At 39.7% G+C, this 24,023-nt stretch carries 20 protein-coding genes; 13 read left to right on the forward strand and 7 right to left on the reverse strand.

The genetic code is table 11. The features are described 5' to 3' along the window. Window positions 1–149: 149 nt before the first annotated feature. From FTT70_RS06160 to yccS, 3 genes are all read right to left on the reverse strand, one after another. Window positions 150–2,768: a sulfite reductase flavoprotein subunit alpha gene (locus tag FTT70_RS06160; protein WP_180168407.1), complete on the reverse strand. Its 2,619-nt coding sequence runs from the start codon at window positions 2,766–2,768 to the stop codon at window positions 150–152. 155 nt (window positions 2,769–2,923) lie between these two features. After that, on the reverse strand, window positions 2,924–3,484 hold the full coding sequence (locus FTT70_RS06165; protein ID WP_004977388.1) for a YcxB family protein: 561 nt from the start codon (window positions 3,482–3,484) through the stop codon (window positions 2,924–2,926). A 147-nt stretch (window positions 3,485–3,631) separates the two neighbouring features. Beyond that, the gene (gene yccS / locus FTT70_RS06170) at window positions 3,632–5,806 is read right to left on the reverse strand and encodes a YccS family putative transporter (protein WP_131261543.1); all 2,175 of its coding nucleotides are present in this window, start codon (window positions 5,804–5,806) and stop codon (window positions 3,632–3,634) included. Window positions 5,807–6,057: 251 nt separating this feature from the next. Here yccS and FTT70_RS06175 point away from each other — a divergent pair, with 251 nt between their 5' ends. The 3 genes from FTT70_RS06175 (at window position 6,058) to gltS (ending at window position 10,760) form a co-directional block, all read left to right on the forward strand. Beyond that, entirely contained in the window at window positions 6,058–7,242 is a 1,185-nt protein-coding gene (locus tag FTT70_RS06175; protein WP_180168417.1) for a multidrug effflux MFS transporter, read from the forward strand. A gap of 399 nt (window positions 7,243–7,641) precedes the next feature. After that, window positions 7,642–8,904, forward strand: a complete 1,263-nt coding sequence (locus FTT70_RS06180; RefSeq protein WP_180168408.1) for a DcaP family trimeric outer membrane transporter — start codon at window positions 7,642–7,644, stop codon at window positions 8,902–8,904. Between the two features lie 614 nt (window positions 8,905–9,518). Further along, complete coding sequence (gene gltS / locus FTT70_RS06185; RefSeq protein WP_180168409.1) at window positions 9,519–10,760, forward strand: sodium/glutamate symporter; 1,242 nt, start codon at window positions 9,519–9,521, stop codon at window positions 10,758–10,760. Between the two features lie 91 nt (window positions 10,761–10,851). Here the strand turns inward: gltS and chrA are convergent, their stop codons facing one another. After that, complete coding sequence (gene chrA / locus FTT70_RS06190; RefSeq protein WP_180168410.1) at window positions 10,852–12,078, reverse strand: chromate efflux transporter; 1,227 nt, start codon at window positions 12,076–12,078, stop codon at window positions 10,852–10,854. 233 nt (window positions 12,079–12,311) lie between these two features. Here chrA and FTT70_RS06195 point away from each other — a divergent pair, with 233 nt between their 5' ends. From FTT70_RS06195 to FTT70_RS06205, 3 genes are all read left to right on the forward strand, one after another. Continuing rightward, window positions 12,312–13,322 (forward strand): patatin-like phospholipase family protein, encoded by a 1,011-nt coding sequence (locus FTT70_RS06195; protein ID WP_214129004.1) that lies wholly within the window; start codon window positions 12,312–12,314, stop codon window positions 13,320–13,322. Window positions 13,323–13,677: 355 nt separating this feature from the next. Next, a complete protein-coding gene (locus FTT70_RS06200) occupies window positions 13,678–13,848 on the forward strand; it encodes a hypothetical protein (RefSeq protein ID WP_180168411.1) in 171 nt (56 codons plus the stop codon). A gap of 357 nt (window positions 13,849–14,205) precedes the next feature. Continuing rightward, entirely contained in the window at window positions 14,206–14,727 is a 522-nt protein-coding gene (locus FTT70_RS06205; protein ID WP_004977311.1) for an acyl-CoA thioesterase, read from the forward strand. A gap of 184 nt (window positions 14,728–14,911) precedes the next feature. On the opposite strand, the gene FTT70_RS06210 is transcribed toward FTT70_RS06205, so the two are convergent. Beyond that, window positions 14,912–15,124, reverse strand: a complete 213-nt coding sequence (locus FTT70_RS06210; protein WP_004977309.1) for a hypothetical protein — start codon at window positions 15,122–15,124, stop codon at window positions 14,912–14,914. Between the two features lie 521 nt (window positions 15,125–15,645). Between FTT70_RS06210 and FTT70_RS06215 the strand changes: the two genes are divergently transcribed. From FTT70_RS06215 to FTT70_RS06230, 4 genes are all read left to right on the forward strand, one after another. Then, window positions 15,646–16,668, forward strand: coding sequence for a GTP-binding protein (locus FTT70_RS06215; RefSeq protein WP_180168412.1), 1,023 nt, complete (start codon window positions 15,646–15,648; stop codon window positions 16,666–16,668). Window positions 16,669–16,760: 92 nt separating this feature from the next. Continuing rightward, the gene (locus FTT70_RS06220; RefSeq protein ID WP_004977306.1) at window positions 16,761–17,291 is read left to right on the forward strand and encodes a YaeQ family protein; all 531 of its coding nucleotides are present in this window, start codon (window positions 16,761–16,763) and stop codon (window positions 17,289–17,291) included. Between the two features lie 58 nt (window positions 17,292–17,349). Continuing rightward, entirely contained in the window at window positions 17,350–17,691 is a 342-nt protein-coding gene (locus tag FTT70_RS06225; RefSeq protein ID WP_004977304.1) for an FKBP-type peptidyl-prolyl cis-trans isomerase, read from the forward strand. A 161-nt stretch (window positions 17,692–17,852) separates the two neighbouring features. Continuing rightward, window positions 17,853–19,694: a GGDEF domain-containing protein gene (locus FTT70_RS06230; RefSeq protein WP_257229363.1), complete on the forward strand. Its 1,842-nt coding sequence runs from the start codon at window positions 17,853–17,855 to the stop codon at window positions 19,692–19,694. Window positions 19,695–19,718: 24 nt separating this feature from the next. On the opposite strand, the gene FTT70_RS06235 is transcribed toward FTT70_RS06230, so the two are convergent. Then, a complete protein-coding gene (locus FTT70_RS06235; protein ID WP_180072521.1) occupies window positions 19,719–20,039 on the reverse strand; it encodes a co-chaperone YbbN in 321 nt (106 codons plus the stop codon). Window positions 20,040–20,191: 152 nt separating this feature from the next. Here FTT70_RS06235 and FTT70_RS06240 point away from each other — a divergent pair, with 152 nt between their 5' ends. The 3 genes from FTT70_RS06240 (at window position 20,192) to FTT70_RS06250 (ending at window position 22,489) form a co-directional block, all read left to right on the forward strand. Continuing rightward, entirely contained in the window at window positions 20,192–21,184 is a 993-nt protein-coding gene (locus FTT70_RS06240; protein ID WP_104852325.1) for an NAD(P)H-quinone oxidoreductase, read from the forward strand. A gap of 304 nt (window positions 21,185–21,488) precedes the next feature. Then, window positions 21,489–21,668 (forward strand): hypothetical protein, encoded by a 180-nt coding sequence (locus tag FTT70_RS06245; RefSeq protein WP_096901477.1) that lies wholly within the window; start codon window positions 21,489–21,491, stop codon window positions 21,666–21,668. Between the two features lie 314 nt (window positions 21,669–21,982). Next, the gene (locus tag FTT70_RS06250) at window positions 21,983–22,489 is read left to right on the forward strand and encodes a hypothetical protein (protein WP_004977287.1); all 507 of its coding nucleotides are present in this window, start codon (window positions 21,983–21,985) and stop codon (window positions 22,487–22,489) included. A 135-nt stretch (window positions 22,490–22,624) separates the two neighbouring features. Here the strand turns inward: FTT70_RS06250 and FTT70_RS06255 are convergent, their stop codons facing one another. Next, a complete protein-coding gene (locus tag FTT70_RS06255; protein ID WP_104852324.1) occupies window positions 22,625–23,953 on the reverse strand; it encodes a hemolysin family protein in 1,329 nt (442 codons plus the stop codon). Between the last annotated feature and the right edge of the window lie 70 nt (window positions 23,954–24,023).

A 24,023-nucleotide genomic window follows, 5' to 3' on the forward strand; every position in this document is an offset into this window, starting at 1 on the left:
TGCTGTACAAACAGTATAGCCGAAGCTGCTGAAAAATTTTGCCTCAACTGAATTATGTTTCGGCTGAGGCTATGGATAAAACTTGGGTGAATTGCCAAGTTTTAGCTATAGAGCTACAGCGCAAGCCATTTAAAAAGTGTCAACAAATCCTAATACACATCTCGGCGATAACGTCCTTGCTGACGTAATTGTTCCAGTTGAGTCTCACCCAAAATATCTTTTAAGGCTTGGTCGACATCACTGGCCATGCCTTGAATGCTACCGCAGACATAAATCACGGCATTTTGTTCAATCCAGCGTTTTAATTCTTCAGCCTGTTCGCGTAACTTATGGTGTACATAGACTTTTTCGGCTTGATCACGGGAAAAGGCCAAATCAAGGCGTTGTAGCATACCTGTGCTTTGCCAAGCCTCGATGGTGTGCTGATAAAAGTAATCGTGCGCTTGCTGACGTTCACCAAAAAACAACCAGTTTTGGGTGTAATTCAGGCGGGTACGTGCATGCAATAAGCTCATTAATCCTGCAAGCCCTGTACCGTTGCCAATACAAATAATTGGGCGGTCATCATCAATTAAATGGAAAGATGGATTATTGCGAATGCGTAATGCGATATTTTGCCCAAGTGCAGCATGTGCAGTTAACCAACCTGAACCTAAGCCAAGCTCGCCTTGAGCATCGAATTTTTGACGCACCACAAGTCTTAAAACCTGTTGTGAAGGAATACTGGCAATTGAATATTCACGACTAGGCAAGGGTGAAAGTTGTGCCAATAATTCATCCGCAGTTTTAAATGTCTGAATTGGCGCGGTGAGGTCTTTATCTGCCAAAGCCTGTACTAAGGTTTGCTGACCATCAGCAAGAATTGTATTGGCATCGAGTTGATGCTGTTTTAAAAAGGCGTGAATCCGTGCAGTGCTGTTTTCAGGCTGAATTTCTGCAATATCACCTGCAGACCAATGCACATCATGTTGTGCTAACAGTTCAATATTGAAGGCGGGTGCGCCTAAACTGTTGGGATTTAGCAAGTCACGTTGCTGTAAGGTCCATGTATCAAAAGTTTTTTCGATATGCATACTTGGTAAGTCAAGTTGTGTGACCTGTACCAAAGCCTGATTCCAACGCTGTATGTCTGCAGGATTGGCATTATTTACTTCAATGGTATTGAACAAGGCATGTGCTTGATTACGTTGCAACCATGCAGCAATCGTATGTCCAAAACGGCAGTAATGATCTGCATATTCACGTGAACCTAAAGCCAGTACTGCATAACGCAAATGACTCAGGTCACAGGTTTGCGGTAGGATTTTTTTCACAAAACTTGAGGTCAAATCGGGTGCATCACCTGTGCCATAAGTGCTAGCAATACATAACAGTTGGGTGGTGTTTTTAAGATCTTCAAGGCTGAGATGTTGCAGGGCTTTGACTGTGACAGGCTGATGTGCTTCTTGCAGACTCGTTGCAGTGCGCCATGCCAATTGTTCGGCAGTACCTGTTTGGCTAGCATAGACGATGAGCCAGTGTTCAGCATTTGGGTCAATCTTAAATTGAGTTTGGTTTTGACGTGCAGCAAGAGTCAAACGCTTTTGTTTACGTCGTTTTAAATATAGCATCCAGCCTGTGACGAAAAACAGCGGCATCATCAAGGCAGCAAGCATGGCCAAAAATTGATAAACAGGTCCAAAGAAACTACCGCGATGCACAGGTAGCATACTGCTCATGATTTTTTCATTAAGCTGTTTGTTTGCATATAATTCAAGTTGAGTAATACGTGCTTGTTGATAATCAAAAGTTGCGTTATTGCGGGCACGTTCATGTTGTGGAATGACATCGACAAAGTTAATTTCAATTTCACTATTGGCGTGTTTAGGCACATTAAAAGTGATACTGGAATAATCCTGCCCCAATTGCTGCGGGAAATGTTGCCATGCCTTCGTCAATGCCAGATTGATTTGTGCCTGATCCAGCGTATTCTGCTTGGCTGGTTTTGTAGTGTTTGCGCGGCGTCCTGCAGTTTGTGTTTGCGCAGCCTGATGAAGTGCTTGAGCATTTGAATTTACAGGTTTGTTGCGTCCATCTGCTTGCAATTGCGCTTGTGGTCTTTCCACACCCATGACTTTAAACATGCCATTGCGCCACCACTCATACGACCAATACAGTCCTGTGCATGCCAAAACTAGATAGAAAATCACGACCCACGTGCCCACTACGGCATGTAAGTCCCAAATAAAATTACGTCCTTTTAATTGAGGTTTGAGCGCAAACCATTGTTTAAATGAATGGCGTTTCGGCCAGCGTAGGTAAATGCCACTTAACACAAAGAACAACAACATGAGGGTACATGCGGCTGTAATTTGTTTACCAATAGGCCCTACGGTTAAGTTGCGGTGTAATTGCTGAATAAACTGGAAAAATTCACGTCCCCGAATTTCAGGCAACACTGCTGCCGAGTAAGGATTAATCAGGATATTTTGTCCACGTTTTGCACCTTCTTTCGCAATATTGATGGTTGAAGATGCAGCCGGGTCTTTTGCAACGGTGATGCTATTAATTTTATAGTCAGGTTGGGTACGCTGAAAATGTTGATAAATTTCTGCAGGGCTTAGTTTGGCTTTCTGCTCAACTTGTACCTGATAACTGTTCGGATTCATCCATTTTAGAATTTCTTGTTCGTAGGAATAAATCGCACCTGTCACGCCCATGAGTGACAAGATCAGTCCTGCAGTAATACCAAGGAACCAGTGAATTTGGAAAAAGGCTTTCTTCAGCATAAGCGTTGGTTGTTGAGTATGAATTGTGATGCAGAATAATGCAGAGATGAAGTTAATGCAAATGCTATTTATTCTCATTATCGTTCATTGTTTTAATTTTAAGCAAAAAAAACCTCCATCACAGGGGATAGAGGTTTATTTTTAAATAGGGATATTTAGATTTGCTTGGCTTCGCCTGCAGCTTCAGTCAAATGCTTGCGAATGGTGTTGAACGAAAAGTTCTTGCTGTCCATACGCTTAGGCAGAATATAAGCACCTTGCTGACCTTTTACTTTGAAGTTCATCAAGATAAACTCAGGGGTATTGTACCATTCATACACATCTTTCCAGCCAATTGCACCCACGCCTTCTTGAGCGCCCATTTGCTGACGCATCACGATACCGTGCGGCTGTACGCCTAAACGAATCCCTTTAATTTCTTGAACAGGAAATTCATTCATTTTTCGCTTAACGTACCATTCCAAGCCGTATTTACGCACGAGCAGGTAGAGCACCACACAGACAATGGCAACCCAGCAGAAAATTGTCGAATAATTTTTTAATAGCAGAATGCCTAAAATGGAAAGGGCAACAATCACACCCATAATAATCCATGCTTTCATGCCAATTTTATTGGTACTGCGCCAAATTACCAGTTGTGCGTGACGTTGTTCTTCTTCAGAAACTTCGTAGATCACAGGCTGTAGGGTATAGGCGTATAAACTTTTCGCGGTCATAGTGAAACTAACAAATTTAAAACTATAAAAAGTTTAGCATTAATTGCTGTCATGCAGTGAGTATATTGTCGCAAAATCATGCTAAGGTCGGTGAATACTTGTGCAGCTTAGGGCGAATAAGTAGGCACTGACCGTTTGCAGGATTGTTTATAAAGACGCCAGTTCAGTTGCGTCCTGATCATGTTCGTGGCTTAAACTTTGTTTTAAGCGACTTAATTGTTGCAAGATACTCATCATCAAAGATAATTGCTGCAAAATAATTAATGATTTTTGATCTTCTTCTTTGTTTTGGCTTAAACGCTGACGAATGGTTTGCAACATGTTGTGTGCACTTAAATCTGGCGTTTCATCTTTCAGTAAAGCACCTTGAATATCGTCCATTGCTTGATCGAGCAGTTGCAAGACTTCCTGATCGTCAATTTTGTCACGATGCGCACCAAGTGCAGCAATATAGCTAATAAAGGTGTGATTTAGACACAAGAACTCAAAGGCTTGAGCTTTTTGATTGGGGTCAAAATCAGGTTCGGTGGCGAGTGTTGAAATCAGTGAAGCAACTTCTGCATCGGTATTATGAGCAGCACGGCGCACGACACGATAATTCAAACCGTTGTTGCGTCCATTTTTATATTGTTCAATCACTTCTGCCAAATAGCCACATTGCGCGGTGAGTGAGCGGCGAATCGTACGTGATAAACGACGGAATTTCCAATCGGGGAAGATAAAACTCACGCCAAACCATGCTAGCGCACAACCAATTAAGGTATCGACCATACGTGGCACAGCTGCGGCATAGCCCAAACCTTCTAGGTTAAAATTCATCAGCGCCAAAATGGTCATAAAGGCAGTGGCTTGTGCATATTGTTTACTGCGCAATTCAAAGAACAACATGCCACTAATCACTAAAACCAGTAATTGCCCTTCAACGGACGGTACAAAATATAAAATGGTGTAGCCGACTACAATCCCTGCTAACGTCCCAATAATACGCAAACGTAAACGCCGTTTGGTGGTGTTAAAGTTAGGCTGCATCACAAACAGGGCGGTCAGTAAAATCCAGTAGCCATATTGAATGTTGGTGACTTGCACAAAAATATAGCCAATCAACAGCACAATCGACAAACGAATGGCGTGGCGGAACAAAACCGATTCGGGGGTTAAATGCTGCTTAATCCGAATGACAATATCATCCCAACTTTTTAAGTCATCATCTTTCAGTTGCTGTTCAATATGTTTGGATTTATCCAGTTTAATATTACGTTCGGTTTCAAGGTTACGCAGTTGAGCATCAATTGATTTCAGGTTTTGGTATAAGGCAAACAGTGCATTAATCCAGACTTGGTCATATTGCTGTTCACTGCGCAGTTTTTCTAAAGACTGTTTAAGATTTTCAAAAGCATGTTTAAAACGCTTGTTATGCACATAAGGTTTACGATGCAAAATGCTTTCGCTTAAATCTTTACAGGCTTTGCCTTGAATCGACAAAATACGCTGGAAGCGAAATAAAATATCGCTGTGCTGAAATATTTTCGCCAGTTTTTGATAATCAATATGTGCAGAGTCGGCACGTTCGTGAATGTCTTGTGCGACAAAGTAATACTGTAAGCTACGACGGGTATCTTTTTGCCCGCGGTCACCTTTTAAACGGGTCAGTAAAGCGGTTTTTAAGTCGTTAAAAATCGCAATTAATTTGCCATTTTCAAGTGATAAATCAATGATACTTTGTTGATAACTCGGTGCAGTCATATCCACATCAAATAGATTTGATTTGGCAAATAAAAAATCACCCAAAGAAGAATAACTGAGTGAAAGTTTGTCTTGTAAGGCACGAACAGGGAACAGTAAAAAGCTGATGGTCGAAATTAAGCCGTACCAAATTGCGCCCGAAACCAAAAGCAGCGGCTGCATGTACCAGTCATCAAATAGGTTGACGCCAAGCATGGAATAGACTGACACCACCAAACAGCCATAAGAAATGGTGGCATAACGTCGTCCGAGCGAACCGAGCAAAATTAAGACAATACACGACAGGATTAAGCCTGTAGCAAATAAAATAGGATGCGGAAATAAAAACTGAATTGATGTGGCGGTAACAAAGAAACCAATATAGGTATAGAGCTGATTGACAATACGCACCGAAAAACGGTCATCAATATCACTCAAACCTGCGGCAAGCACACCTAAAGTTAAAGGAATAGTGGCAAGCTGCATCCCCATAAAATAGGGAACAAAAGCAGTTCCCGCAAATGCAATGAGCATGCGGATGTTATACATAAATGTGGTGTTATAGGTCGCTTGTTTGAGCTTTATCAGCCAAGGTTTCAACATCATTCCTTTAAGTAAACTTTTCTGTCTAAACAGAGATTTATGCTGCAAGATGAAGGTTTGCGTACATTGTAACTGTAGATGAGATGTTTAGAGTACCTAATATGTGAAAATTCATCTTTGATCACAACAAATCATACTATGGAGCGTGTAAGCTTGTCTGTACATCTGTCATTTCATCATAAAATATGAGCATATCGAAAACGCTGCCAAGTTCAAGCAGTACGCCACCATCTGCGCAACAACCCAACATGCGGCAATATTCGACTGCGTGGATTTTATTGTTGGCGTTATTGACTTCGCTTGGGCCTTTATCGATTGATATGTATTTGCCTGCCTTGCCCGTTATGGCAAGCGAGTTTGGCGTATCGACCCAAATGGTCGCAAACAGTTTGCCTGCCTACTTTTTAGGTTTGGCATTGGGTCAACTGATTTACGGGCCGCTGAGTGATCGGATTGGACGTAAGCCGCCTTTATATTTTGGCTTGGCACTATTTTCACTCGCCAGTATGTTGTGTGTGTTTGCACAAAATGAATGGGGACTGATTGCTGCACGTATTTTGCAGGCTTTGGGTGGCTGTGTGGGTGTGGTAATTGCACGAGCAGCTATTCGTGATCGCTTGGATTTGCAAACATCCGCTCAAGCTTTTTCGAGCATGATGATTGTGATGACCATTGCGCCCATTATTGCACCTACGCTGGGCGCATGGGTACTTAGATGGATGAATTGGCAAGCTATTTTTGTAGTGCTGACCTGCGTTGGAATTATTTGCTGTTTATGTGTGCGCTTCTTTTTTAAAGAAACTTTGGCGAAAGAACGTCGTTTAAATTTGAACTTTCAGCAAGTACTGACCTTATATTTTGCCATTTTAAAAGATCGTGATTTTCGTTTTCCAATGTTGGCAGGCTGTCTGACTGGTGGGGCATTGTTTTGCTATATCAGCGGTTCAAGTGCAGTCATGATGGATCAATATGGCTTGAGTGAAACAGCTTTTGCTTATGTGTTTGGTGCCAATGCGATTGGTATTATGCTGTTTTCGACCCTGAATAAAAAAATCAGTGGCAAATTGGGTGTGTTACAACGCTTAAAATTGGGCAGCATCATTCAACTGAGTGGTGCGGTCATTCTACTGCTTGCAGGTAGTTTGGGGCATGCACCTTTGGCATTGGTGATGGTCGGTTTATTTCTTGCTGTGTCTGGGATTGGTTTTACAGGCCCGAATGCTATGGCACTGGCAATGGCAAAACAGGGCGCACGTGCAGGAACAGCCAGTGCGGTCATGGGCAGTGTGCAATTCTTTTGTGGCTTGATTGGTGGGGTGTTACTCAACTTTTTAACAGGTAGTGCTTTGCTGAATATGGCTGTATTAATGCTGCTATTTATTGGGTCTGGAATGTTCGCCGTTTTTCATATTTTACAACCGCAACCAGACTGAGTTAAGGTCAATACTTTTTCAAATGGTGATTTTTTCGTAAAAATCTGGCTTTTAGGCAGAACCGAAATATATACAATAGTCTAATGGTGGTGTAAATACTTGAATAATCAACCTATTTAAAGTATTGAATTTTATATGGTTTAATTGTTTAAATCTGTAATTATGATTAATTGTGATTTCTTATTCGGGAAAACTGATTTTAATAAACGTCATAACTTGATAGATTGAAGCCTGTAATAAATGACACAAATTGTAATATTTTAAATATTTGGGTGTCTTGGACTATTTGGCAAAAGTGTTTTGATTTTTAAGCCATTTTTATAATTCGATGTGAAATCGATAGATGACGAACAAAATCATCATGCACGGATGCAGCGTTGTTTTATTTTGGAGAGATAAATGAGTCAATTACTCAACGGTCAGTTTATGATCAAAGGTTTAGCTATTGCCGTTACAACTTTAATGGTAAGTACTGCACACGCAGCAAAAACTGAGCAACAACAAATTCAAGAACTTCGTCAAGAAGTTGAAGCGTTAAAATCGTTAATTCAGCAACAACAGCAAGTACAACAACAGCAGCAAACTCAAATTGCCCAAGTACAACAGGCGAAGCCTGCTGCACCTGCAAGTGCATTAAGCAGTTTAAAGTCTAAATCTGGTGCAGATGTTTCTATTTATGGTTCGATCCGTGGTGATGCAAACTATATTATTAAAGGTGCAGATAGTGACTTTAACTCAGCACATACAAGTAAAGAAGAAGCAAGTGACAAATTACGTGCTACCGCAAAAGTTACTCGTTTTGGATTAGATTTTAATACGCCAATGGGTGACAACAAGCTAGGTGGTAAAATCGAAGTTGATTTTGCAAGTTCTGATAATGACAAATCAGAAAACTTACGTATCCGTCATGCTTATTTGACTTTAAACAACTGGTTATTTGGTCAAACTACATCGAATTTCTTGTCAAATCATGCACCAGAAATGATTGATTTTGCGACTAACATTGGTGGTGGTACAGCACGTGTGCCGCAAGTACGCTACAACTATAAATTAGCGCCTGCGACACAATTATTCGTTTCTGCTGAAGAAGGTAATAGTTCTGGTACTGATATTACTTATCGTGTACCAAATTTAACGGCAAAAGTGACTCAAGCTTATGCAGAAGGTAAAGGTTCCGCTTCTGCACGTGCATTGGTAGAACATTATAAAGCTACTTCTGGTGATGATAAAACAGGTTGGGGGGTGGCTGCAGGTACCAACTACCAAGTTTCAGAACCATTAAAAGTGTCTGCTGATGTATCTTATGTACAAGGTAACAGCAACTACTTATATGGCAATAACTCTGCGTATGTACTTGATGCTAATAAGAACATTGAGCAAAATGAAGCGATTGGTGTACAAGTGGGCGCAACTTATAAGTTCTCACCACAACTGCGTTCAACTTTAGCTTATGGTGCTTTATTTGCAGATGATGGTACAGACTATGCGCGTTTAAATGATGGCGCTAACGAGAAAGTACAACAAGCGTGGATTAACTTTATCTATTCACCTGTAAAACCAGTTGATTTAGGTATTGAATATATTAATGGTGAGCGTGAAACCTTCAAAGGTCAAAAATTCAGTGATGACCGTGTAGGCTTTATGGCACGTTATAGCTTCTAAGTTTCAGTACTTTTAGCGAAAAAAAAACAGAGCTTAATATTAAGCTCTGTTTTTTTATGATTTAAATTTATGAAATTAATTCAATAACTTAAATTTTATCCACTTTTATAAAATGCTGTAACTTTCACTTATAGCTTAAAACAATCATTAAAATTTATAGAAAAAATGTAGAAAATAGCAGCTTTTTGTCAAAAAAAATGCATAATGATCGACCTTTAATCTTGCTGTTTTTTATCAAGTGGTTGAATATCTTTATCGGAAGGTATTTATCCACCTCAGATATTTTGGAGCTTATATGAGATTACCTCTCAGTGTTAAGCCGATTCAGTTGTTTGCACTCGAAGTCACCCCGAAAGTGAAATTGCTGTCTTTTGTCTTTCTTTTCTTCTGTTCTAGGCAAACGCAGATGATAACGCTTGAGTGAAACCAAAGGATGGGTTGGCTGAGCGAAATGCGTACCTCTTAAACTTCGGTCAAATACGATACTGTTTACATACTTTGTATTGCGGCATTTTTTAGTTGATTTAGAGTCATAGTGATGCAAATACTTTGGTTTGCATAGACAGTTCTTGATCATATTAAAAATAATCTGCAATCACTATATGGATATTGCCATGGAATTTACTTTTAATGCGTTTTATACGCTGATTGCTGCGGTCATCGTCCTGCTCTTAGGGCGACTTTTAGTCAATAAAATTGATTTTTTAAAACGCTATAATATTCCTGAACCTGTTGCAGGTGGTTTGGTTGCCGCTATTGTTTCATTGTTGGTGAATCAATTTTGGGGTTATAGCATTACCACCAGTAGCGCATTGCAAACTAGCTTTATGCTTATTTTCTTCGCCTCGATTGGTTTAAGCGCGAACTTCACAAAATTGCGTCAGGGCGGAATCGGTTTAATTATTTTCTTGATTGCAATTTCCACATTTATTGTGGTGCAAAACTTTGTCGGCATTAGTCTTGCAACATTGTTAGGTATTGATCCACTAATTGGTTTAATTGCTGGTTCGATTACTTTAACTGGCGGTCATGGTACGGCAGGAGCATGGGGTGAAATTTTAGAAACCCAATATGGTATTCAAGGTGCTTTAGCGCTAGGAATGGCAAGCGCAACCTTCGGTTTGGTTATTGGTGGCTTAATTGGTGGCCCATTGGCTAAAACTTTAATCAACCGTCATCAATTGGCTGTACCACGTACCGATGAACAAAATGAAAAACGCGATAATACACCTGCGGATCAAGATTCCAATGAGTTTATTCCATTTGAATATCCGCATCAGGTGCGTTTAATCACAGCAGATAATGCAATTACCACTTTGGGTTTATTTGCAGCGTGTTTGGCATTTGCCGAATTTATGACAGGCGTTGCCAAAGGCAGCATGTTTGAATTGCCAACTTTCGTTTGGGCATTGGCGGGCGGTGTGATTCTGCGTAATGTTTTAGAAAGTATTTTTAAAGTCAATATTTTTGACCGTGCGATTGATGTGTTTGGGAATGCATCTTTATCGTTATATTTGGCGATGGCGTTGTTGTCACTCAAATTATGGCAATTGGCCGATTTAGCAGGTCCTTTAATGGTGATTTTAGGTGCGCAAACGCTCACAATGGCGTTATATGCTGCTTTTGTGACCTTCCGTATTATGGGGAAAAACTACGATGCAGCCGTGCTGGCAGCAGGACACTGTGGTTTTGGGATGGGGGCGACGCCAACAGCAGTCGCCAATATGCAGGCCATTACCAATATGTATGGTCCATCTTATAAAGCGTTCTTGATTGTGCCGTTGTGTGGTGCATTCTTTGTCGATTTAATTAACGTTGCGGTGATTCAATCTATTCTAAAATTCTTTGGTGGCTAAGCTCCAAAGCATTCAGGCTTGATTCAGTCATCCACAAAAAATGCCAGTTCAATTGAACTGGCATTTTTATTTGATCGATAGCATTTTTATTTTAAGCCATGAAATGCAAGAATGCTGTATAGACCAGGAAACTACCAATTAAACTGAGCCAAACAGGTAGTTTGGATTTTAATAATCCAATCACCAAAACAATAAACAGCAGATCAGCAATACTCAAAATATGACGCTGTGCCATTTCGAGCACCATATACAGCAGCAAGCCGACTACCGCTGCACTAATCCCTGTAACCGCATGACGAATAGAGGCTTGCTGCATCAACCAAGACCAATAAGGCAGGGTGGCAAATACCAAAAAGAAAGACGGCAGAAAAACCGCCAACGTGGCTAAAGTCGCATTCAGCAGCATAGATTCTGTCATTGTAATCAAACTGCCCAAATATGTTGCAAAGCTGAACAGTGGGCCAGGCACCAATTGCGCCATGGCATAACCCAAATCGAACTGTTCTGTACTGACTAAGCCTGTGCTAACAAAATCTTGATGCAATAAAGGCAAAATGACATGCCCACCGCCAAAGACCAAAGATGCGGCTTGATAGAAACTTAAATTGGCTGCATAGAGTAATTGAGGTTGCAGCCAGTTTAGACCTGACAGCACAATAAAGGGTGCAACAAAAAGTACTGCCCAAAATACAGCATAACGACGATGTTTGAGTAAATGTGCCGCAGTAAAATGCGTATCTGTCGCCGTTGTATTGGTGGATGATTGTGCAGCAGTTGGTGCTGCGCGTTTCGCCATCCAAATGCCAAAACAAGCTGCAATCAGAATCACTAAAACTTGATTGAAGCTCAAGGGCATCAGATAAATAAATAGGGCAGAAGCAAACATTAAGGCATATTGCCAAACCGTTTTACAAAAACTACGCAACATTTGCCAAAATGCCCAAGCCACCACGGCCAATACGATCAGTTGAATACTGTGAAAGCTATTTGACGACAGTACATCTAAATATTGATGTCCCAAAACTGCAACCAAAGCCATAAACAACGCTGAAGGTAGGGTGAAACCCAACCAAGCTAGGACTGCACCCCAATAGCCTTTTTGCAAATAACCAATCGCTAACCCCACCTGACTACTAGTTGGGCCAGGTAAGAGTTGTGCAAGTGCGACAATTTGTGAATACTGGGATTCATCTAGCCATTTGAGTTGATGCACAAAACGCTGATGGAAAAATACCAAATGCGCTGCAGGCCCGCCAAAAGACAGACAGCCTAATTGCAGAAAAATCCAGAATAATAAGGAATAAGAAGGTGTTGGCATATAATTTTAGACAGATTCGACTTGTGCGCCACTGTAGTGGCTAGACGTGACAGTTTAACGAATTACTACAAGGATCGGTTAAAATAATAGATAGACTATGGGCGGTCATGCAAGGCGAAACAAATAGCATCAGTGGCATGGTTAAGATGGTTGCTGTATCAAGTTAGCTGATCAACCTTGTCACGATTGGCGGTGAAATATCGACTGAAACCTATGGATTCAAGAAGGTCATTATGAAAATTGGGTATGTATCTCTTACAGCATTATTGATGGTGGGATGTCAGGCAGTGCCATCACAGCAGCAATTTTCGACTCAAACTTTACTTGAGTCGCAGCCCGTGGTTGAAGCAGAGTCACGCCTGAATCAAATTGATTTTCGTCAGTTAAAACAACAAAAAAAAGGTCCAGTTGTCGCCTTGGTTTTGGGCAGTGGTGGCGCACGTGGTTATGCACATATTGGGGTGATTGAAGTACTTGAGCAGTACGGTATTCATCCTGATTTTATTGTGGGCAGCAGCGCAGGCAGCATTGTCGGTTCAATTTATGCCAGTGGTAAAAATGCACAGCAATTACGTGAAATTGCCATGAATATGAAAGCCAATGATGTGCGGGATGTGACTTTAGATTTAAAAGGCTTTTTTGATGGTAAAAAAGTTGAAAATTATGTCAATGCACAAGTCGATCAACTCCGTTTGGAGCAATTTAAAATCCCGATGTACGTGGTGGCGACTGAATTAAAAGAAGGCAAAAAAGTCGTATTTAATTATGGCAATACGGGGCAGGCAGTGCGTGCGTCAGTGTCTATCCCAAGTATGTTTGTACCTACTAAAATTGCAGAACATGAATATGTCGATGGTGGTTTAGTGAGCCCTGTACCTGTCAAGGTTGCACGCGATTTAGGGGCAGATATTGTGATTGCCGTGAATATTTTGGCGCAGCCTATTCATACTGAAACCAGTAATGTGTGGGGATTGTTTAACCAAAATATTAATATTATGCAAAAGCATTTGGCCAATGAAGAATTGAAACTGGCAGATGTGGTCATTCAACCTGATTTACGTGAAAAAGCCCATATTTTTGATGTAAAAGGGCGCGAAGCGACTATGCTGGCAGGTGCAGAAGCAACCGCAGCGCAATTAAATAAAATTGATCAGGTCTATCAACAGCATCATTATGCGCATGGGCATAGAATTGTAGACTATAAAGTGAGTAATACTTTTGGGCTTTATGGACAGTTTAAATAGCTGTCCAGATCCTTCATTTAGGTCAATTCAATGAAATCAACAGATTTAACTTAAGTCTAATTAGGTGCTTGATAAAAATAACTTTAATGTTAGATTGCTTAGATTTATTCTTTGTAAGTATTTGATATTATAGTTTAAAAATAAAGATACCCTAAAGATATCTAAATACTGAGATGAGGTATTTAGACTTAAAATCAATTTTTTAGCGTGTTCTTTCGCACTGTTTCCATTTATTCTATGCAGCATTTACTGAATTAGTTTTTTAAGCAGTTTACCAATTGAACATGCTTCCAAGACAGCCTAACTTTTGTGCTTCAGGACTTTAAAACTTTATAAAAAATCGAGGGGATACTTCATGCACAGCTTTGAAATTGGACAGCTGGTGAAACTTGCTACTATGGAGCAATTTATTTTTACAGTGACGATGATTAATCCAGATGGTTCTTATGTGATTGAAGCTGCACTGAGTACTGAACAAACTTTGACTTATAGCAATGTGTCGCAGGAAATGCTGCGCTTGGCTTAAATGTCGCAGCGAAGTTTGAAAATTTACGGGGAAATTGAACTTTTTTTTGTGTAAATTCGCCGAAATTTGCTTGAATAATCCATTGAATAAAAGATTTTAGATTGTTTTTTGAACACTTGAATCAGGGGGATTCACGTAATATTCAATTTGAACAAATATTCTAAAAAATTAGAAATGGATTAAAAAATAACAGCTTGGGAGTCTTAGTGTTAGTCTTATAATTTTAAATAAATGTTATCATAAACAATATAAATAATAATGATGCAGTTGTTGCCGAAATGAACATTCAAACTTTTATAAACGCGATATAATAATACGCTCATATCTTACTGTCTTTAAAAGAGTCTAGAGAACGCGATGTCACCATTAGATCAAATTGCCCCAGTGTTAGATGACCAGTCAGAATTAACCATGACCGTGTTAATGACACCCGACATGGCAAATTTCTCAGGGAATGTACATGGTGGAACAATTTTAAAACTATTAGACCAAGTGGCGTATGCATGTGCGAGCCGCTATTCTGGTAGTTATGTGGTGACCCTTTCGGTTGATAAAGTGAACTTTAAAGAGCCGATTCATGTGGGTGAATTGGTGACTTTCCTTGCTAGTGTGAACCATGTGGGTCGTACTTCAATGGAAATTGGGATTCGTGTAGAAGCACAAAATATTCAAAAGCGTACAGTGCGCCATACCAACAGCTGTTACTTCACTATGGTTGCAGTCGATGAAAATGGTAAACCAAAACAAATCCCTGCGTTGAAATTAGACAATGACTGGAAGCGTTGCCGTTTTGAAGCAGCAGAGCAACGTAAAGTTGCACGTTTGCAAGAAAATCATCATCCATCTTGCAGCATTTATAAGAAAACTGAACAAAACTAAGTTTTCATCAAATTTAGCTGAAAACCTGTTTGCAATTGTAGACAGGTTTTTTTGTGCCTATTTTTTAATTTTGTCCAAGGCAATATTGATTGGCTTTGTAGATAAACAAAAACTGAGTAAACCGAGAGAGTGGCGGAAAACTCAGTTTTTGTATTCGATTTACATTTTTAAATGTATCTAAGTTTTAAGGCTGTTGCGTCGATGCAGCAGGGGTTTCAGTGCTTGCTTCAGATGCAGGTTGTGCAGCAGCTTGTTCTGAAGCTGGTTCAGCCACAGTTTCCTGCGTTGAAACAACCACTTTTTCCTGTTCTGTTGCTGTCGATTCAGCCTTTGCAGCAAAAGTAGTTGCAGTGGCAAAAGCAAAAGTTGAAGCGAGTAAAATTTGTGTCAATTTCATGGTTTGGCATCCTTATTTAAAGTTTTTCATGAGTAGTAGGGAGTGCTCAGCACAAGCATTAAGTAAAAAAACTTATTGCGGCTAAAGTGTTCAAGTCAGTCATCACCTGATTTGAACGGGCTGAACAGGAACTCATGCTAAAGAGCCAAAGCTATGGGATCAATGCTTGCAACAAAGCAAAACAATGACGGTTACTTGAACCGCACAATGATGATGAATAGGTCGTAGTTTGGTAATTTTTGTTTTAAATATGCAGTCAAATCCAATCAAAATGGCTGTGTTTTCCGCAATAAAATTGCGTGGTTGGCAATAAAACATAATATCAAGCGGCTAAAACTCGTGTATTTCCCCAAATAAGTTGCAGATCATCACGTAATAAATGTAAGCGAATTTTTCAAATCATGATGGTGATAGATGTGCTGAAATGAATAAATTTCAGTGTGTTTAGATTCAGATTGAACTAATCGCTAAACTTGCTTAGCATGCTTGAGTTGTTTGAAATTCAATAAAGTGAGCTTATTTTGAAATTAATTGCACCACAAAAAGCAGTCCCGACGCATATTATTTCTGGTTTTCTCGGTGCAGGAAAAACCACCTTATTGAAACAGTTACTCAGCCAAAAACCAGAACATGAAGTTTGGGCGGTGCTGATGAATGAATTTGGACAAATCGGGGTCGATCAACAACTCTTACCTCAGCAACAGGGTTATCAAGTCAAAGAATTATTGGGCGGTTGCTTATGTTGTAGCAGCCAATTGCCTATGCAAATTGCTTTGTCGCGTTTATTGTCCGAAGCGAAGCCTGACCGTTTATTCATCGAGCCGACAGGTTTGGGGCATCCTGCGCAACTCTTGGAACAACTGACCGAACCACATTGGCATACGCATTTATCGATGCGCGCCTTGGTGACGGTAGTAGATGGTTCGCGTTTGCATGATCAGGCGTGGACGCAGCAAAACCTGTATGCCGATCAGCTCAAAGCTGCACAAATTATTGTGGTATCACATGCAGACCAAATGCAGGCGGCAGATGAGCAAGCCCTCATACAACTACAACAGGAATATCAAGCCTACGCGCAAAAATGGTTGAAAGCAGAACAGGGTCATCTGGCTTTGACCGAAATGGATATACCGTATGTCGGTACACAGCGTAAAATTCAGCCGTTGCTAAAATTGCAAAAGAAGGTCAGCTCTACAAATCTGCAAGAGTCTGCAGAAATCAAACAATTGCCATATCACTATGTCGAAACTGCACAAGGATATGCAGTCGCAGGTTGGAAATTGCCTAAACGTTGGCAATTCGACTTTTATCCCTTATTAGATTTACTCTGTGAACAGCAAGATTGGCTGCGTATTAAAGGAATTTTTTATACCAATCAGGGTTGGAAAAGTTTCAACTTCAATCCGCAGCAATTTAATTATCAATCTACCGATGAAGGCATAGACAATCGGTTGGAAATTATTTATCAAAGCGAGCGTGATTGGGAAAAATTTGAGGCTGAACTATTGGCGTATCGGGTCGATGCTGCTGCGGTTCTAGACTGAAATCTATACGTTATCGGGCAAACGATACAGCAAAATCACAGAAAATCCATTATGCTTAGTGGCAAATTTAAACATAGTTTTAGGAATAGACAATGGCGCTGAAAGCGACAATTTATAAGGCAGATTTGAACATTGCCAATATGGATGTGCATCAATACGGTGACTATCAGCTCACCATGGCATTGCATCCTTCTGAAACTATTGAGCGATTGATGGTGCGTATTTTGGCATTCGCACGTTATGCAGATGAAGCTTTGGAATTTACCAAAGATTTATTTGAAACCGATGAGCCTGCTTTGTGGGAAAAAGACTTAACAGGGCAGTTAATTAAGTGGATTGAAGTCGGTTGCCCAGATGAAGACAAAGTCAAAAAAGCCAGTTCGCGTTGTAAGCAAGTTGCGATTATTGCTTATGGTTCATCGGTAGATGAATGGTACAAACGTAACAGTAAAATCAAAACTTTAAATAATGTTGAAGTGTGGCAACTATCGCCAGCGAGTACCGAAGCCGTTCAAGCTTTATGCGAACGTACCATGCAATTGCAGTTGAATGTAATGGATGGCGAATGGACATTGATTGGCGATCAGGCACAGGCTCAGATTGAGTGGACACAGTTGCAATAACACTTGCACGAGCTGGAAATTATCTTAAACATCGAAGTGTAAATATTTGGAGATGAACATGAGTGCAGAATTAGAAATTATTGATTTGGTGGTGGGTGAGGGGAAAGAAGCGGTTAAAGGCGCTTTAATTACTACGCATTACACAGGCTGGTTGGAAGATGGCACCAAGTTTGATTCATCCTTAGACCGTGGTAACTATTTTGAAACCGTGATTGGTACAGGTCGTGTCATTAAAGGCTGGGATCAAGGCATCATGGGGATGAAAGTGGGTGGTAAACGCAAACTGATCGTACCTGCGCATTTGGCTTATGGTGAGCGCAAAATGGGCAATATCATTCCTGCTAATTCTAATTTGATTTTTGAAATTGAATTGTATGATGTGAAAACACGCGATCAATAAACATCTTTCAACTTAGCCAAACCGCTAGAATTTAAGTCATTCATCCGATGCCAGTAAGGTCTAGCATAAATGACTTAATTTTTTACTTCAAATTTAGTGCAAGAACGATTAGATTAAAAAATAAGCACAATAGGATTTTTGCATTTTTGAATTTCACTCGGATGTGGCACAAGTGTGCATTACTCTTCTTAATTTTACTGTGCAGTGTACTCACACCACCGCGTGTGTTGGCGCAGTATGAGTCTGCACCTGAATCTTACTATCTACATCAACAACTGCTCAATTCTGTTCAATTTACTGAAGATCAATCGAGTATTTTGACTGGGCGATGGTTGTTTTATCCGCAACAATTGATTCAAGAACCCAGTGCGGTACTGGCATCGAATACCGTTGAATTGCCTGCTTCATTTGAAGATTTAATGGGCAATGCCAATACTTACGGCACTTTTATTGGGCACTTTCAAATTCCAAAAGAATTTCTAGGCAGACGTATTGCGATTTGGATTCCCAACCAATATGGCGCCTATCGGGTATTTTTAAATGGCGATCCACTGGTGCGTGTTGGCACAGTCGGTGCAGATGCGAGTAGTCACCAAACCGAAAATGCCCCACGAATTGCATATTTTGTTCCTGAAAGTGAATATTTTACCCTGACCATTCAAGCGTCTAGCTTTCAGAGCTTGCAAGGTGGTTTAAAAAATCCAATGAAAATTGGTTTAAGTCGCACCATCAATCAACAGTATCAGCGTTTGATGATGAGTATTGCCATGATTTGTGGGGCAGTACTTGGTATTGGTTTGTTTACCTTGATGTTTTCGGCATTTAGTCTTGCAAATGGTGGAAAGACCAAGCGTATTTTTATTTTCGGCATTTTTATTGTTTTTCTGGCATTACACAATTTATTTTCTGCACCCTATGCCTATACCACTTTCCTGAATTTAAGTTGGTCTTGGGGAATAAGACTCGAATATTTATTTAGTTTTTTAGCGATTTTATTTTTCCTGAGTTATATGTTTTTGCTCAGTTCGCGCTATTTGCATCGTTGGGTATATAGCGCGGCAATGCTGTTATTGAGCTTTAATATTGGGGTGACGCTGTGGGCAGAACCCACTATTTTTCAGCAGTTGGCATTTTATAGTTCTTTTTTCTTTGTGCTGATTTTGGCAAATTTTGCTTATGGATTTTATCAAACCCTGCATTCAGGAGAGCATTATTCTAGAATCAATTTTTGGGCAGTAATTATTCTGTGTGGCACATTTATTCATGATTTTTTATTAATGCTGAATTTGGTCAATTCCATTCATTTATCTTTTATTTCGACCAGTGTTTATGCATTGCTCATCATGTTTCAGCAGGCACGAAATTATGCCTACCATAACTTACGCATTGAACGCTTGAACCAAAAACTGATTCATTTAAACAGCTCGTTAGATTTAAAAGTGCAGGAACGCACTGAACAACTCAGTCTTTTGAATGAAAAACTGGAAATACAGATTAAAACCGATGCATTAACAGGGGCATATAATCGCCGTGCATTAAATGAAGAAATTCAGCGTTTGTATTTTGAAACCTTGCAAAATAAGCGACATATTTTGGTCTTTGCGATGCTCGATGTCGATTATTTTAAAAAATACAATGATCATTATGGGCACTTAAAAGGCGATCAAATTCTGCAAAACCTAGTTAAAGTTTTACAAGATACTTTGCCTAAAAATGCGTTTGTGGCACGTTATGGGGGTGAAGAATTTGCCATTTTACTGCACGATATTCCGCAACCTGCGATTGCACCACTCATGCAAAAGGTCTTGCAGGCTGTGCGTGATGCAGCTTTTGAGCATGTGGCACGAGAAGACTATAAACAATATGTGACTTTAAGTATTGGTGTAGCGTGGATGACCCGCGCACAAGCATATACGCACGTGGATGATTTTATGAAAGCCGCAGATGCACATTTGTATCGAGCCAAACATGCAGGACGAGATCAGGTGCTCATTCAGACTTAATATGTTGTAGCGACTCTACATGAGTTAAAGATAACTTTGAATTTTTTGTTGGAGTTGTGCGATAGAAACATTGCTCGATAGTCGTTCAACAATTTGCCCATCTTTAAAAATTAGGGTGGTCGGTAAACCAAAGACTTGATAGCGCAAAGTTAAAATTGGAGATTGATCGACATTCACTTTGCCAAACTTTACCGAAGCATCAAAAAGTTGGGCAAGCTGCTCAAAAAATGGTGCATTTTGAACACAAGGCGTACACCACGTCGCATAAAAACGAATCACCGCAACGCCTGTTTCATATTCAAACTCACGGTAATTATTTTCGTTGTATTCCACAATTTCTGACATCACATACTCTTTAATCATAAATAAAAATTTAATCACGCATGAAACACCACGGCATGAGAATTATACCTAAGTTAATCTGGGTTTTAATGCTTTGCTGTTTTATGTTCAAATAGTCAGAATTCATATCAGCATCAAACAATCAGGGATTTGCCATGACACAAAACACAATGCAGCAGATTATTATTACAGAACCAGGTGGCCCAGAAAAATTAGCCTATGAAACGGTTGCAATACCTGAGCCACAAGCCAATGAGGTTTTGGTCAAAGTACATGCTTTTGGTTTGAATCGTCCTGATATTTTACAGCGTCAGGGGCTGTATCCTATGCCTAAAGGCGTGACGCCAGTGCCAGGTTTAGAAGTAGCAGGTGAAGTAGTTGCTGTGGGTGCAGATGTTAGCCAATTTAAAGTTGGTGATGCAGTGTGTGGCTTAACCAATGGTGGTGGTTATGCAGAATATTGTGTTGTACCAGAAAGCCAGACTTTGACAATTCCAACAGGTGTCAGTTTTGTACAAGCCGCTGCGATACCTGAAACATTTTTTACTGTGTGGGCCAATGTATTCCAAATGGGTAAAGCCAAAGCAGGTGAAACGGCGCTGATTCATGGTGGAACCAGTGGTATTGGTACAACTGCTTTAATGCTGTGCAATGCCTTAGGTTTAAAAACCTTTGCAACCGTAGGTTCAGATGAAAAAGTACAAGCAATTTCACATCTCACCACAGCAATTAATTACAAGACACAAGATTTTGAACAAGTGATTAACGAAGCGACAGACAATGCTGGGGTCGATGTCATTTTAGATATTGTTGGTGCGCCGTATTTGGAACGTAATTTAAACTTATTACGTCGTGATGGTCGCTTGGTGTATATCGCATTCTTAGGTGGTGCAAAAGCCAAAGAAGTAAAACTTGGTCAAATTATGATGAAGCGTCTTACCATTACGGGTTCGACCATGCGCGCCCGCAATACTGCAGAAAAAGCTGAAATTACCAAAGGTTTGCAAGAGATCGTTTGGCCATTGTTAGCCAAAGGTGAATGTCTGCCTATGATTTATAAAACCTTTCAGTTTGATCAAATTCAGCAAGCGCATGCCGAAATGGATACAGGCGAGCATGTGGGCAAAGTAGTGGTCGAAGTGATTTAAAGACTCAAATTTAAAATCAACGTACATAAAAAAACTGACCGAGTGTCAGTTTTTTTATGCATATTTTTATAGAAGATTTTAACAAAGATTTTTTGAATCTTTTTTAGCAATTATTTTAATCATAATTACATAAATATTCCTTTAAACTACAATTTAACACAATAAAATTTTTCCAAATAGTCAAATATTAAGGAGGTGTAGGACACACCCTGTCAATAATAAACCTTATCTTTATATTCATTGAATTCATTCTCAAGATAACAAAATGGTTCATGTAAAATAATTTGATAGAGAGAGCAGGCTTATGAAAATTTTATCTGCATATACGCCAAAACACAGTCTACGTGCATTAAAACGGTTACACAAAAATATTGTTCGTCAGCAAATCAATGTTCGGAACTTAAATAAAATGTATCATGCGATGCTACATTTAGAACGCTATATTGACCGCCTCGATCATGATAAACGCGAAAACTTGTATTAAGTGTAAAGAGCAACCTGTTAATTATTTTTTACTAAAAAGTACAAGTGAGTTGAAAAGTTAAACCTGTTATTTATTGGATTATTCATTTGAAATAACGGGTTTTAAATAGACGGTAAAATTCAGGAGAAAAACTAAGGGAACAATAAGAAATTTAAAATAAACAAGGACGATCAAAGCTGAAAGATCAATTTTAAACTGCTGCACTGTAATAGGTGCAGCACTGCCTTGTGTGAACAATTGCTTCGGAATGTGTCGAGCTTTTAGCTAAATTGTGCGAAAATAGCGTTTTGCTATTTTTTGTCCAAGGGCAGTACATGATTGACCAATCTCCTGAATCATTAAGTGATATCGAAATACTCGACATTTTGCAGTCTATGAAAAGTGATGAGCTAGACACAGAGGCAAAAGAAATTATCCGTAATGGTGGGAAAGCAGGTCGTCAGGAAGCGCATAAAGCAGCGTTGGTGGCATTGAATCAGTCATTCGAAAGCAAATTTGTAGAAGCAGTAAGTTTGGCTTTGCAGTTAAACGAAGCACAAATGAAAAAAATCCGTTATAAAAAAGACCGTGTACGTATTTTAAAAGCACGTGGCATTGATTATTTAGCCATTGATGGCACAGAAACTGCACAAGTATTGGCTCAGGTTGCACAAGCGATTGTGCGTGAAGATGCTGTGGTGACGCATGATTTGCACAACATTTTTCCTTTCTGGAAAGAGGGCTGGCCGATGGTGCAATTCGACAATGTCTATAAAATTCTAGCTGAAGATATTGCGATTCACTATCAAGCGGTATTAGATGAATTGATCAGCAAATATTAAATAGATATTCAGCTGAATTTCAGATGTATCTGTTCAGGTTTGAAAAAAGCACCACTTCATTTTGATGTGGTGCTTTTTTATGAATGCTAGAAAATCTGGATGCAGATCAAGCCCACACGAATACAGTGAATTTCACTATCCATCTGCTTCAGTGTTGTTTTGTATTTCCTGTGTTTCTACAATTCGTGTTACTAAAAGTTGGTCAATTTTAAAATGATCGACATCGACCACTTCAAATTTATAACCATCAAAAAGTACAGAGTCGGCAGGACGCGGGATTTTACGTAGCTTATACATCATAAAACCTGCAATGGTTTCATAATTTTCATCATCTGGCATTTCATCAATTTGCAGCGCGTGTTTAATGTCTTCAATTGGTGTACTGCCATCAATCAGCCAAGAATTGTTATCACGTTTAATGATTTGCTGATCTTCTTCAATAGGTGTTACCCAATCGCCCATCACAGTAATCATAATATCAGACAGGGTAATTACGCCCACAACCAACGCATATTCATTAATGACTACGGCAAATTTTTCTTTGGTAGAGCGGAAACGGTCTAAGACTTCAGACAGCGTGAGTGTATCTGGAATGGTTAATACATTACGGATGGTGCTTTCATTTAGTTGTAGTAAAGATTGATTATTGAGGATTCTGACCAGAATATCTTTGGCATCGACATAGCCAATAACATCATCAATATTTTCGCTACAGACCAAAAATTTGGAATAAGGATATTCTGCAAGTTTTTGACGAATACTGGCTTCAGATTCCTTTAGGGTAAAAAACACCACATTTTCACGTGTAGTCATACTCGAAGGCACGTTACGTTCTTCAAGTTCAAACACGTTTTCAATAAAGTGATGTTCCTGCTTTTGTAAAACACCTGCTTGAGCGCCTGCATCCATGACTGCAGAAATATCATCAAATGTAATATTGTCTTCGCGCGTGGTATTTACTTTAAATAAACGGAACAGCACGTTGGCAATCGCATTAATCATCCATGCCAAAGGCTTGCATATCCGAATAAAAATTTGAATCGGATTAATCACCGATACCGCAATTTTTTCAGGTGCGATCATTGCCAAACGCTTAGGCATTAGGTCGGCAAATAAAATAAACAGCGAAGTCACTAAGGTAAATGACAAGGCAAAACTAAGCGTTTCAGCCCATGGTCCTTGATAGAAGCGCACAACTAAGTTGTAAAAATAAGGACGGAATGCGCCTTCACCTAAAATACCACCTAAAATGGCAACTGCGTTTAAGCCAATTTGTGAGGCAGCAAAAAAATCAGCTGAGTTTTCTTGTAGGTCTAAAACTTTTTGGGCACGTTCATCGCCTGATTCGGCTAGAATTTTCAGTTTAACTTTACGTGCACCAGCCAACGCAATTTCAGTCAGCGATAAAAAACCAGCTCCGACAATGAGGATGAGGATAATAACAATATTCTGGAAGAGGCTCACGAATCCACCTGTGGATTATATTATTTTAAATATAACAATTTGAATCTTTATTAAATCATGATTAAACAAT

Source organism: Acinetobacter sp. YH01003 (genome assembly GCF_013420525.1).
GTDB lineage: Bacteria > Pseudomonadota > Gammaproteobacteria > Pseudomonadales > Moraxellaceae > Acinetobacter > Acinetobacter towneri.